Origin of the sequence: Enterobacter cloacae complex sp. 302F9 (genome assembly GCF_050030335.1) — a bacterium.
GTDB lineage: Bacteria > Pseudomonadota > Gammaproteobacteria > Enterobacterales > Enterobacteriaceae > Enterobacter > Enterobacter hormaechei_C.
In genome coordinates, this window is the sequence record NZ_JBLGUC010000001.1 from 3065170 (window position 1) to 3077711 (window position 12542).

General features: G+C 57.6%; 10 protein-coding genes. 4 read left to right on the forward strand and 6 right to left on the reverse strand.

Features of this window, described 5'->3' with window-relative positions; all coding sequences use genetic code 11:
• Positions 1–28 precede the first annotated feature (28 nt).
• The 5 genes from ACQG0T_RS14860 to dalD all read right to left on the reverse strand — a co-directional run bounded on the left by ACQG0T_RS14860 (position 29) and on the right by dalD (position 6376).
• Positions 29–1183, reverse strand: coding sequence for a mandelate racemase family protein (locus ACQG0T_RS14860; RefSeq protein WP_015572356.1), 1155 nt, complete (start codon positions 1181–1183; stop codon positions 29–31).
• Between the two features lie 297 nt (positions 1184–1480).
• Positions 1481–2146, reverse strand: coding sequence for an HAD family hydrolase (locus ACQG0T_RS14865; RefSeq protein ID WP_015572355.1), 666 nt, complete (start codon positions 2144–2146; stop codon positions 1481–1483).
• 44 nt (positions 2147–2190) lie between these two features.
• Complete coding sequence (locus tag ACQG0T_RS14870) at positions 2191–3468, reverse strand: RbtT/DalT/CsbX family MFS transporter (RefSeq protein WP_017693074.1); 1278 nt, start codon at positions 3466–3468, stop codon at positions 2191–2193.
• A gap of 67 nt (positions 3469–3535) precedes the next feature.
• A complete protein-coding gene (gene xylB, locus ACQG0T_RS14875; protein WP_015572354.1) occupies positions 3536–4999 on the reverse strand; it encodes a xylulokinase in 1464 nt (487 codons plus the stop codon).
• A 9-nt stretch (positions 5000–5008) separates the two neighbouring features.
• Positions 5009–6376 carry a D-arabinitol 4-dehydrogenase gene (dalD, locus tag ACQG0T_RS14880; protein WP_017693073.1) on the reverse strand — a complete coding sequence of 456 codons (1368 nt, stop codon included), beginning with the start codon at positions 6374–6376 and terminating at the stop codon, positions 5009–5011.
• 211 nt (positions 6377–6587) lie between these two features.
• Here dalD and ACQG0T_RS14885 point away from each other — a divergent pair, with 211 nt between their 5' ends.
• A complete protein-coding gene (locus ACQG0T_RS14885) occupies positions 6588–7535 on the forward strand; it encodes a sugar-binding transcriptional regulator (protein WP_023295033.1) in 948 nt (315 codons plus the stop codon).
• Here ACQG0T_RS14885 and ACQG0T_RS14890 read toward each other — a convergent pair.
• Complete coding sequence (locus tag ACQG0T_RS14890; protein WP_271040354.1) at positions 7532–8563, reverse strand: LacI family DNA-binding transcriptional regulator; 1032 nt, start codon at positions 8561–8563, stop codon at positions 7532–7534. The genes ACQG0T_RS14885 and ACQG0T_RS14890 overlap by 4 nt on opposite strands.
• A gap of 162 nt (positions 8564–8725) precedes the next feature.
• On the opposite strand from ACQG0T_RS14890, the gene ACQG0T_RS14895 reads away from it, so the two are divergent.
• From ACQG0T_RS14895 to ACQG0T_RS14905, 3 genes are all read left to right on the forward strand, one after another.
• Positions 8726–9475 carry an SDR family oxidoreductase gene (locus ACQG0T_RS14895; RefSeq protein WP_271040355.1) on the forward strand — a complete coding sequence of 250 codons (750 nt, stop codon included), beginning with the start codon at positions 8726–8728 and terminating at the stop codon, positions 9473–9475.
• 11 nt (positions 9476–9486) lie between these two features.
• Positions 9487–11094, forward strand: a complete 1608-nt coding sequence (locus tag ACQG0T_RS14900) for an FGGY-family carbohydrate kinase (RefSeq protein ID WP_271040356.1) — start codon at positions 9487–9489, stop codon at positions 11092–11094.
• A gap of 96 nt (positions 11095–11190) precedes the next feature.
• Positions 11191–12498, forward strand: coding sequence for an RbtT/DalT/CsbX family MFS transporter (locus tag ACQG0T_RS14905; RefSeq protein WP_159403407.1), 1308 nt, complete (start codon positions 11191–11193; stop codon positions 12496–12498).
• The last annotated feature ends 44 nt before the right edge of the window (positions 12499–12542 follow it).

The following is a 12542-nucleotide window of genomic DNA, read 5'->3' on the forward strand; positions in this document are numbered from 1 at the left end:
TATCGCCTGTAGGGTACGTTTTTATCTGTCAGTCGTGGCTGACGGTATTGGCTTCGATATATGCAAAATTAATGTCTTCGCCCAGTCCCGGGCGGGTCGGCAGACTGACCATGCCGTTTTCGTCCATCGGGTCCACCAGGCTGTTGAGGTACGCCGCCGGTTGGTCGTAGTCGAGGAACGGGTGCAGCAGGCCGCGCTCGTACCAGCGGCAGTTTTTGATGGCGCCAATCACCGCCAGGCTGGCCGCGCCGTTGCCGTGTATTTCGCAGTCCATGCCAAAAGATTCCGCCAGGTTCGCCACCTTCAGCGTTGGGGAAATGCCGCCCACGCCGTTCGACCCTGCGCGCAGGATGTCGCAGGCCCCGGCTTTGATCCAGTCAGCACGGCTGTGGTGCTTTCCGCCCAGGCTTTCCGGCCCGATAACCGGAATCGAGAGGTTCTCCGCCAGCCACGCGTAGGAGGCCATGCTCTCCTCTTCCATCGGCTCTTCAAACCAGGCGAAGTCAAGCTTTTCCAGCGCTTTGCCGATGTACAGCGCCTCGGTACGGCTGTACCAGTGGTAGCCGTCAATCATCAGGTCAATGTCCGGGCCAACCGCTTCACGCACGGCGGCACAGGCTTTGACGTCCATCTTTGGATTGGGGGCGAAAGAGACCGGCGGCATCCAGGTGTGCAGCTTGATGGCCTTGTAACCGCGCGCTACCAGCTTTTCGGCAAAGCTGGCGTACTCCTCCGGCGTGGATAATCCGCCCGGCAGATCGTCGCCGCACATGGTGCTGCCGTAGGCCGGCACCTTATCGCGATAGCCGCCAAGCAGTTTCCAGACCGGCAGGTTGAGCTTACGGCCAATCAGATCCCACAGCGCCTGTTCAACGAAGCCCAGCGCACGCTCGGTCAGCTGATGCGCGCTTCCCCGCTGCCAGTGCGCCAGATCCTGCCAGATGCGTTCCCGGTTGAATGCGTCCTGCCCCACCAGCACTTTGCGAAAGAAGGTATTGACCACAAAGGGGCGCACCACTTCCGGCGGCGCGAACGAATATCCGCGGGTGCCCTCTTCTGCCGTGATGGTCAACATCGCCATTTTGGCCATGCTCTCCGGCCCAGGATGCGAATGCCCCGCGGCGTCAGAGACCCGACGCGTCGGGTACTGAAAAACGGTGACGTTTACAGATTCAATTTTCATTATCGGTCCTTAAGTCCGGCGATAAGCCCAGAAGCAGAAAATGACAAAGGGGTTTTATGATTTTAAAAATGCGTTTCAGTATGTAATTTAAGCATAAAAAATCAGCACGTCCTCGGACAAAACGCGTTAAGGAGAGGCTATTTTTTGGGCATATGCACGGTCGGACGTGACAATTTTCACAAAAGCGCGGGGAAATGTGAGGTTGATCGGGAGACGTTATTTGAAGGTAAGCGCAGAAGCAGGAATATGCTGACCGGCAACAACCCGCGGAAACTTCTGCGCTTACAAATCAGTCAACTAACCTGCTTCCGGGGCTGGAACGGCAAGCGTTTCCAGCAGCGCATGCATAGACGCATACCGGCCACTGGCATTGTTAAAGCTGGCATGATGGCACGCTGGCGAGACGATGAGGGTTTTGAGCCCCGCACTAAGGGCGGCACGGTAGCCGCTCTGGCTGTCCTCAATCACTATACACTGCGAGGCCGTCAGGCCTAATTTTCGCAGCGCCGAGAGATAGACGGCAGGGTGCGGTTTTCCGTAGCGTTCATCGTCGGCGCTGCAAATGACCTCAAAATAGTGACCCATCCTGAGTTTCTTAAGCACCGCATGCACGATTTCATGCGACGAAGAGGTGGCAAGTGCAATCCGGTAACCTGCCTCACGAAAATACGACATCACGTCGTAGATGCCCTCTATCGCTTTGCCTTCCCGGCCAATCAGTTCGATGATGCGCAGACGAATGGCCGCTTCAATCATTTCAGGATCGGCCTCAAGTTTGCAGTATTCGCACCAGGTCCGGGCAATCTCATCCAGCCGCTTGCCTTTCGTCAGTGACTCACACTCTTCGTCGCTGACCTCAGCACGCCAGCCTGCCAGAGCTGCTTTCTGCGCCTGACGCCACAGGCCTTCGGAGTCAATGATGACGCCATCCATGTCAAAAATTACCGCCTTAACATCCATCATACGTCTCCGTGAATGGCCCGACGCTGCCGTCAGGCCTGAATAAATTACGAAATTCCGACCGTTTCACCCTTACAGGTTTCCTGACGAACAAACCCAGGCTGTTCAACCCGAATAAACGGACACAGGATGAAGGCCACGACATACAGCGCCGTGTAGGCAATGACCACGCCGAGCGTGCTGAACCAGGGCAGCAGCACCACGGCAATCGCCGGCGCAAGGAAGTTTGACAGACCGGCTGACAGGTTATACACCGAAATCGCCGCCCCCTTGTGCCGCGGCTCCAGCGCCGGGAACACCGCCGCCATCGGTACGAAGGCCGCCACAAAAATCCCCAGCGCGATGGCCGGGACCAGCGCCATGGCAAAGTTATGCCCGAAGTGCTGCGGAATGTAGTAAAACGCCAGGCTCGAGAGCGCCATCCCGATACAGCCAAACCAGCGCACCACCCGCATCCAGCCCATTTTTTCCGCCACCACGCCCCAGAAGACGTTCGAGAAGATGGTGGTGAAGAAGAATACCGCCCAGACCTGAAGCCACTCGGAGGTGGTGAAGCCCAGTTCGTCAACAAACATCATCGGCATGATGACGGCAAACCCGAACAGGGAGAGGGTGTTGATGATACGCACCATGCTGGAGAGCAGAATACTGCGGTTGGTGTAGAGCAGCGTCGCCGCACGGCCCAGCTCGGCGAATTTTTCCCGGGTGGAGAGAGTCTGCATATGCCGTGGCGTTTCCACCTTACGCATAGAGACCAGCGCAATGATCCCGCCGGTTACGCAAAACGCCAGTGCCAGCCACAGGGTGCCCATCTCCCCGATGTGCGGAATGGTAAAGCTCGGAATGTAGCTGCCGAACACGCCGATGCCGATAGAGTAAACCGCCCAGAACCAGCCCAGCGCCGCGCTGGTACTGTCACTGCGAACGTTATGCACAATGGCGACGATAAAGGCATAGAGGAACAGCGGATAGGCCAGGCCGCGGATTCCGTAGAACAGCAGAATTAATGCGTAATTTGCCTGACCCAGACCAAAAACGAGAAACAGGACGTGGAAAACGCACCACAGGACGAAGCCAATCAGCATGGTTTTTTGCGGGGTGATGATTTCAGCCACCACGCCGGAAATCCATGCGGAGAGCGCCGCCGCGAGACCGTAGAGCGTGAAGGCGAAAGAGGCTTCAGCAGGCGTGAAGCCCAGCGCCTTAATATAGTGCGACAGGAATGCCAGCTCGAAACCATCGCCCGTCATAAAGACCGCGATAGCGATATACCCCCAGACCAGACTCAGGGGTAATCCCAGCCATTGTTTGTTATTTAACGACATATTGACCTCGTTTTTAGGGTACAGGGAACCGCTCCGGCAGCATCGCCGGAGGGTCTTTGCCACAGAATTATGGGTTTCGGTAGTTCAGGTCGTTTTGGTAAAGCGCGTTAAACTGCTGGTAACGCGTCATCAGCGCACGGTGGCGCGCCGGATCGCTGCGCCAGGTTTTATAGACTTCAGGTTTTTCGCACACGGAAGCCAGCGGCTTACCGGCTGCGAGACAGGCCAGCCGTGCAGCCCCCAGCGCACCGCCGGTTTCGCCGCCCTTATGCGTCACCACCGGCATCGCCAGAATATCGGCCAGCAGCTGGGCCCAGAAGGGGCTCCGCGCCCCGCCGCCGACGAGGGAGCACTGTTCAATCTGCGTGCCGCTCTCCTGCAACACGCGAAGGCCATCGGCAATACCGAAGCTGACGCCTTCCAGCACCGCATACCCCATCAGCGCACGCTGGCTGGAGTGCGTTAGCCCCCAGAACATGCCCCGTGCACAGGGATCGTTATGCGGCGTACGTTCCCCGGAAAGGTACGGCAGGAACATCGGCGCGCTCGCTTTCTCCGCATCGCTTAGCTGGGCGATCTCCTCAAGCAATGCCAGCTCCGTGACGCCCACCAGACGGCAAAACCACTGTAGACAACTGGCGGCGCTTAACATCACGCTCATCTGATGCCACAGGTTTGGCAGCACGTGACAGAACGCGTGCACGGCAGACTGGGGTGCCGGACGGTAGGCATCTGTGACCACAAACAGCACGCCGGAGGTGCCCAGCGAAATAAACGCATCGCCCGGCGAAACGGCCCCAACCCCTATCGCGCTGACGGCGTTATCTCCCCCGCCGCCGGCAACGATAACCGAGGGGTTCAGACCCCACCGCTGCGCTACCGCAGGTTCGAGTAGCGCCGAGACCTCACACCCTTCCACCAGCGCAGGCATGGCGGCACGCGACAGCCCACATTTTTCCAGCAGTGCATCCGACCAGTCTCGTTTTCCCACATCCAGCCACAGCGTCCCTGCCGAGTCCGACATATCAGAGATTTTTTTTCCGGTCATTTTGAAGCGCAGATAATCCTTCGGCAGCAGCACGGTGGCGAGACGGCTGAAGTTCTGCGGCTCATGACGGCGCACCCAGAGCAGCTTTGGTGCCGTAAACCCCGGCATTGCCAGGTTCCCCGCCACCTGGTGCAGCTCGGGCGCCATCTCTTCCAGCTCTGCGCACTCCTGCGCGCAGCGGGTGTCATTCCACAGGATGGCCGGACGCAGGGGTTCACCCGCGGCATCCAGCAGTACCGCACCGTGCATCTGTCCGGAAAGGCCAATGGCTTTTATCGCCTGCCAGTGGTGGCCGCACTTCTCCCGGAGGGTGGCAATCAGGTATTCGGTTGCCTCCCACCAGGCTTCCGGCGATTGTTCAGACCAGTGCGGCTTCGGACGCTGTATCGTCAGCGGCGCGCTATGGGTGGCGACAACGCCGTTGTTTTCGTCAATGACCAGCGCCTTTACTTCTGATGTGCCAAGATCGATGCCCAGATACATACCCACCTCTCACTTAATCAGCGCGTAGACGTCAGCGATTTTTTCACGCAGAAGCGCGGCAAAATCTTCCCGGCCGGTCAGATCGCCAAACAGGGCGGTATCGCTGGCATATCGGGCTATCGGATCGTCCGATTCGAACATCGCATGTACCGCAGAGGCGTTGAGGATACCGTCCTGGTATTCATATGGCAGCTTGCCGTGATGCCACTGCTCCATATAGACGTAGAACAGCGCAGGCAGCATAGCGGTAGCGTCAGGACGTACGCCGCGCTGGTAACATTCACGCAGCGTTGGGGCTATCATCGCCGGGATCTTCGAGAACCCGTCGGCCGCGACGCGCTGGTTGGTGTCCTGAATCCAGGGGTTGGTAAAACGCTTAAGCACTACGTCGCGGTAGGCTGGCAGATCGATGCCATTATCTCCCAGGCAGGGAATGACATCTTCCGTCACGTAGCGGTCGGCAATCTTGTAGATAAACTCTGTCAGCGTGCTTTCATGGATATACTGCTGCCCGACCAGAGTACCCGCCCAGGCGATACAGCTATGGGAGGCATTGAGGATGCGGATCTTCGCCTCTTCATAAGGGATGACGGATCCCACCAGCTCCACGCCCACCGTTTCCAGCGCGGGACGAACGTCGCGGAAATTGTCTTCAATCACCCACTGAATAAAGCGTTCCCCCATAACCGGGGCGTTATCGTCTATGCCCGTCCGGGCCTTAATGCGCGCCGGGAGATCGGCCGCCGGACGCGGTGTGATGCGATCCACCATGGTATTCGGACAGGTCGCATTAGCGCTCAGCCAGTCGATGACCCTCTGTTTGCCGCTGAGGGTTAAGAATTCAATCAATCCGTCGTGGAAGCGCTCGCCGTTATGCCGCACGTTGTCACAGTTAAGCAAGGTTACCGGACCCGCTCCGTTCGCCATACGCGCTTCGAGGATGCGGGCAATTGTCCCGTAGATGGTTTTACAGCCGCCCTTAATATCGCTCGCCAGATCGGCATTGGCCACATCCAGCCTGTGGCTGGTATCCAGATAGTAGCCCCCCTCCGTCACGGTAAACGCGATGACCCGAGTCTGCGGGTTCGCCCCTTCGGCAATCAGCGGCTGCAAATCCGCCTGCCACGGGATCAGCGTCTGAATCGAGGCGATCTCTTCATAGTCTCTCTCGCCTTCCGGGCTGACGGTCTCCAGTACATATCGCCCCTTCTGCGCGGCCAGCGCCTGCACCACATGTTCAGCATCGTTGCGTATGTTGCCCGCAGCGATGTGCCAGCGCGTATCGCCGCCGGCAATCAGGCGGTGCAGATACCACGCCTGATGCGCACGATGAAAAGACCCCAGCCCAATATGTAGCCATGTGTATTTCTCGGTCATTGTTCTGTTCTCCAGTGAGGTTATGGCTGAACTGTAGATGATCATTTGATTAAAATAAGAGCTACAGATCACAAAAGAACAAATGACCATTCAAATAACAAATGACCAATAAAGAGCAAACCGCTTGCCTCAGCGCGGAGCACCCGCCAGAATGACAGACAATTGTTGTGGGTGTTGACCGCCCTCAACCCCACTCTTGAGGCAGGGAAACGTGAGCAAAGAAGATGACATCAGGCTCGATCAAAAAGTGCGGGCGGCATGGATGTATTACATCGCCGGGCTTAATCAAAGCGAAATTGCCAGCCAGCTCGGCACATCAAGACCGGTGGTGCAGCGGCTGATTGCCGCCGCGAAAGAGGAAGGCATTGTCTCGATTGGGCTTCATCACCCTGTCGCTAACTGCCTCGATTATGCGCAACTTCTCGCGGAAAAATATCACCTGACCCACTGCAACATTGTGCCCGTCTACCGCAATGAAAGCGCGCTGGATAGCGTGACGTTTGGCTGTTATCAGCTGATGGCCCGCTACCTGCAAGGTGATAAACCCACGGTTGTCGGAATTGGCTCCGGACTGACGCTAAAAAAAACCATCAAGCGTATCGATTTTGACAGCCACAACACCCGCTGTGTCGCCCTGATCAGCGCCATGAACGAGCACGGGCAATGTAACTATTACGATGATGTGCCGTTGCTGCTGGCGCGTAAAATTCAGGGAAAATATTACCAGTGGCCGGCGCCGCGCTATGCTCAGTCCAGCGAGGAGCATGAGATGTGGTGCTCAAACCGCCTGTTCCGTAACGTCTGCGCCGTGGCGGATGCAGCCGATGTGATTTTTGTCGGCATCGGGGCGCTGGGCAGGCAGAGCCCTATCTTCAAAGACGGGTTTATCGATGAGGCACAGCTGGAAGAGCTGACCCAGCGCGGTGGCGTTGGCGAAATACTCGGACGCTTTATCGATGCCGACGGCAACGTCATCGACAGCCAGATTAATCGCTTTATTACCAGCTACGATATTCGCCAGAGCCAGTGTCCACGTATTGCGGCCGCCTGCGGCGAGGATAAACGCCCGGCGATCCTTGCCGCCCTCAAAGGCGGCTGGGTAAACGGTCTGGTGACGGATGAACAGACCGCGCGCTGGCTGCTGACGCGTCAGGGCTAGCCCGTGACGCTCTGGCTGCCAATCAGTTCCGGTGGGATCTCAATACGCCTGACCGAGGTATCACCGGAATCGAGAATTTCAAATACCTTCTCCAGCATCGCCGGGACGTCCTGGCGCACCATGTCGATATCATGTCCCAGCAGAGAGACAAATGGGTCCCAGTCAAAACAACCCATCGGCGGCTGATTTTGGCCGGTCTGCCCGTATTGGGCCAGCCAACGTACCACCCCCTCCAGCGAAATGGTCGAATTGACAAACAGCCCCTTTAGCGCCGTCGATGGCGACGGGAAGGTGGCTCTGAGCTGCTCCTCCACGCGCGATGACGAGTACCCGGTGACCAGCAGCTGCTGTTCCGGAACGGTCAGCCCATGGGCCTGATGGACATCAAGGAACCCGCGCAGGCGCTCTGCGGTGTTGTTATCACTCCGGCGTCCGCCCACGAAGGTCAGCGGAGCCAGCGAACCAAACCGTTTAAAGCTGCTGGCGAGGATCCGCTCTGTCAGCATCTTCGCGCCGCCGTAGTTATCCGAAATGATAGAGGGCGCCAGGGTACCCGGCAGATCAAGATTTAGCGTAGGTACGCCCGCCTGATGACAGAGTTCAGCAATTTTTTCCGGGTGTGTCGCCCCCGTGGCAATGACCCAGTCAACCTGCCAGGAGAGCATGGCACGGGCGGCATCCAGCTCGAGTTCCGGCTGTCGGCGTGTGCAGGTAATAATCGGCAACAGCCCTCTGGCACGCGCCATCTCTTCGAATTTTTCCGCTATAGAGCCGAAATAGCGGTTGTCATATTTCGGCACAATCATGCCGATAACGTTCGATTTCTTGCTGCGCAGCAGGCTTGCCTGACGGTTAACCGCGTAGCCCTGCTCTTGTGCAATGCGGGTTACCTTCTCTGCCAGGCTGGCGCTGATGCGGCGTTTCTTCCAGTTGCCATTCAAAATAGCACTCACCGCGCTGGCAGAAACGCCGGTGAGTTCCGCCAGATCGTAAATGGTCGTTTTCTTCGTTTTCTCAACGCGCGTCACAAAATCGCCTCTTCATTTTGAATGTCTCTTGCTGGAGAAATAAGCAAGTGCTAGATCTGCTTCATCGATTGAGCAGTTTGCTTCACGCGTCAGTCAGAACCCCCGTTCTTCACGCGAAAGCAGACACACCCTAAAAATCATCTCTGCATAAAGGATTATAAAATGAATCACTCTGTCCCCTCCATGAATAGTTCCCTTCAGGGCAAAGTCGCTGCTATCACTGGCGCCGCCTCAGGTATTGGCCTGGAGTGTGCAAAAACGCTGCTCGGCGCTGGCGCTAAGGTGGTGTTAATCGACCGGGAAGGCGAAAAGCTTCAGCGCCTTGTCGCCGAGCTGGGCGAGAACGCGTTTGCCCTGCAAATCGATCTGTTCAAACCCGAGCAAGTCGACGCGATGCTGAGCGACATTGTCGACCTCGCCGGCGGCCTGGATATTTTTCACGCCAATGCAGGCGCCTACATCGGCGGGCCGGTTGCTGAAGGCGACCCGGACGTCTGGGATCGCGTACTGAACCTGAATATCAACGCCGCCTTCCGCTGCGTTCGCGCCGTACTGCCGCATATGATTGCGCAGAAGTCAGGCGATATTATCTTCACCAGCTCCATTGCGGGCGTGGTGCCGGTTATCTGGGAGCCGATCTACACCGCGTCCAAATTTGCCGTTCAGGCGTTCGTGCATACCACCCGTCGTCAGGTCGCGGAACATGGCGTACGCGTCGGAGCCGTTCTGCCTGGGCCGGTAGTGACGGCTCTGCTCGACGACTGGCCGCAGGCCAAAATGGATGAAGCGCTGGCAAACGGCAGCCTGATGCAGCCGATTGAAGTCGCAGAATCGGTGTTGTTCATGGTGACCCGTTCGAAGAACGTTACCGTCCGGGATCTGGTGATTCTGCCTAACAGCGTCGATCTTTAAGGGCCGCAAGGATGAAGAGTACACCAGAAACCGTTATCGGCGTAGACGTCGGCTCCGGCAGCGTTCGCGCAGGCATTTTCGATCTCAGCGGCAGGCTGCTTTCCCACGCGACGCAGAAAATTGCCACCGTGCACCGCAGCGGAAGCCGCGTGGAGCAGTCCAGCGCCGAGATCTGGCAGGCCGTTTGCCGCTGCATCCGCGAGGCGCTGGCGCGCTCCGGGACGACTCCGCAGAGCGTTGCCGGCATCGGGTTTGACGCCACCTGCTCGCTGGTGGTGTTGGACAACGACGGCGAACCGCTGGCGGTCAGCCCTGACGGTGAAGCGGAAAACAATATCATCGTCTGGATGGATCACCGTGCGACAGACCAGGCGGAGCGCATCAACGCCACCCATCATCCGGTGCTGGACTATGTTGGCGGAAAAATATCGCCCGAAATGGAGACGCCCAAGCTGCTGTGGCTGAAAGAAAACCATCGTGAGGTCTACGATCGCGCCTGGCAATTTTTCGATTTGGCCGATTTCCTGACCTGGCGCGCGACCGGCGATGTCACCCGTTCCATCTGTACCGTAACCTGTAAATGGACGTGGCTGGCCCATGAGAATCGCTGGGACCCGGACTATTTCCGCACCGTTGGCCTGGACGAGCTGGCCGGAGAAGATTTTGTCCGCATAGGGCAGCATATTGCCGCCCCCGGCACCCCTTGCGGCGAGGGCTTAACGGAGCAGGCCGCGCGTGAGATGGGCTTGCTGCCAGGCACGCCGGTGGCGGTAGGGTTAATTGATGCCCACGCTGGCGGCATCGGGACGTTGGGCGTTGGCGGCGGCGCGCTGAACAATCTCGCGTATGTTTTTGGCACCTCATCGTGCACCATGACCAGCGCCGAGAGCGCCGTTTTTGTGCCCGGCGTCTGGGGGCCTTATTTTAGCGCGATGGTACCTGGGCTGTGGCTGATTGAGGGCGGACAAAGCGCCGCGGGTGCCGCTATCGATCGGTTATTAAGTTTCCATCCTGCCGCACCGCAAGCGCGCCAGCTGGCACAGGAGTCAGACCTGCCGCTGCCGGTTTACCTGGCGGACCGGCTTTTACAGACCTTCGCCACCGCCTCAGAGGCGGTGAACCTGGCAGCAGGACTGCACGTGGTACCCGAATTTCTGGGTAACCGCGCGCCCTTTGCCGATCCCCATGCGCGGGCCACGATCTGCGGGCTGGGCATGGAGAACGATATCAATAACCTGATGGCACTGTATGTGGCCGGTCTGTGTGGTATCGGTTACGGTTTGCGACAAATCATTGACGCCCAGCGTGAATGCGGAGTACAGACCGAAAATATCGTTATCAGCGGCGGCGCGGGCCAGCACCCTTTCGTTCGCCAGCTGCTGGCAGATACCTGCGGGCTGCCGGTGTTAGCGACCCAATGCAGCGAACCGGTATTACTGGGTTCGGCCATTCTCGGCGCGGTGGCGGGAAATATAGCGCCTTCAGTGACCGATGCCATGAAACAATTTACCCACGTGGATAAATATTTCTATCCGCAAGCGAACTTTCAGTCCCTTCATCTGCGTCGATACGAGGCTTATAAGCAGTTACAACAGATTGCGACAGTAATCAGAGAATAAATACACGTCAGTATATTTAGAGAAAAAGACAATAAGAAAACTCACGCCGGAATATTTCCGGTGTGGGCTTACCTGTACGCTACAAACGAGGTCAATATGTCCGAAATAAATAAACAGTGGCTGGGATTGCCGCTGAACCTGCTATGGGGATATCTGGCGATCGCGGTCTTTATGACGGGTGACGGTTTCGAGCTGGCATTCCTGTCGCACTATATTAAATCACTGGGCTTCACGCCTGCTGAAGCCTCTTTCGCCTTCACGCTCTACGGTCTCGCGGCGGCGATCTCCGCATGGATCTCCGGCGTGGTGGCTGAAATCATCACCCCGCAAAAAACCATGCTGATTGGCTTCGTCCTGTGGTGCGTTTTCCACGTCCTGTTTCTCGTTTTTGGTCTGGGTCAGGCAAATTACGCATTAATTCTGCTGTTCTATGGGATCCGCGGTCTGGCCTACCCGTTATTTTTGTACGCCTTCATCGTGGTCATTATTCATAATGTGCGTAGCGATAAATCCAGCTCGGCGCTGGGCTGGTACTGGGCGGTTTATTCCGTAGGTATTGGCGTGGCGGGCAGTTATATTCCGAGCTTTACCATTCCGCACATCGGGGAGATGGGCACCCTGTGGCTGGCACTGGCGTTTTGCGTAACCGGCGGGATCATTGCGCTGGTCTCTATGCGTAAGGTGGAAACGCCACGGCATATGCAGACTCTCTCCACCCGGGAAAAATTCGCCGAGCTGGGCCGTGCAGCGACGCTGCTCTACACCAACCGCAGTATTCTGCTCTCCAGCATGGTGCGTATCATCAACACCCTTTCCCTGTTCGGGTTTGCCGTCATCATGCCGATGATGTTTGTTGACGAACTGGGCTTCACCACCTCCGAGTGGCTTCAGGTCTGGGCGGTATTCTTCTTCACCACCATCTTCTCGAACGTCTTCTGGGGCGTGGTGGCGGAAAAAATGGGCTGGATGCGGGTGGTGCGCTGGTTTGGCTGTATCGGGATGGCGCTCTCGAGCCTGGCGTTTTACTACATTCCGCAGCACTTCGGGCATAACTTTGCCATGGCGCTGGTCCCGGCCATCGCGCTGGGGATTTTTGTGGCGGCCTTCGTACCGATGGCGGCGGTGTTCCCGGCGCTGGAGCCGCGGCACAAGGGGGCGGCGATTTCGGTGTATAACCTGTCAGCCGGTCTGTCTAACTTCCTTGCGCCGGCGATTGCCGTGGTGCTGCTGCCCTGGTTCAGCACGCTCGGCGTGGTCATCGCCTATACGGTGCTTTATCTGCTGGCTTTTGTTCTGTGTGCCTTTATCCGCGTCACGCAGCCGGGCTTAGAAAAAGCAAATAGCAGCAAGAGAGGGATGGCGGGTCTGCTGAATACTCCTCATCCTGAAACGCTGAAGGAGTAAGCGAGAGAACTTTCCTGCCGGGTCACGCTTATCCCGGCAGGAAG

Bases quoted from the DNA above. Each gene is read 5' to 3' on its own strand.
- ACQG0T_RS14905 (WP_159403407.1), top strand. From the start codon at position 11,191: ATGTCCGAAATAAATAAACAGTGGCTGGGATTGCCGCTGAACCTGCTA.
- ACQG0T_RS14900 (WP_271040356.1), top strand. From the start codon at position 9,487: ATGAAGAGTACACCAGAAACCGTTATCGGCGTAGACGTCGGCTCCGGC.
- ACQG0T_RS14860 (WP_015572356.1), bottom strand. From the start codon at position 1,183: ATGAAAATTGAATCTGTAAACGTCACCGTTTTTCAGTACCCGACGCGT.
- dalD (WP_017693073.1), bottom strand. From the start codon at position 6,376: ATGACCGAGAAATACACATGGCTACATATTGGGCTGGGGTCTTTTCAT.
- ACQG0T_RS14865 (WP_015572355.1), bottom strand. From the start codon at position 2,146: ATGATGGATGTTAAGGCGGTAATTTTTGACATGGATGGCGTCATCATT.
- ACQG0T_RS14870 (WP_017693074.1), bottom strand. From the start codon at position 3,468: ATGTCGTTAAATAACAAACAATGGCTGGGATTACCCCTGAGTCTGGTC.
- ACQG0T_RS14895 (WP_271040355.1), top strand. From the start codon at position 8,726: ATGAATCACTCTGTCCCCTCCATGAATAGTTCCCTTCAGGGCAAAGTC.
- xylB (WP_015572354.1), bottom strand. From the start codon at position 4,999: ATGTATCTGGGCATCGATCTTGGCACATCAGAAGTAAAGGCGCTGGTC.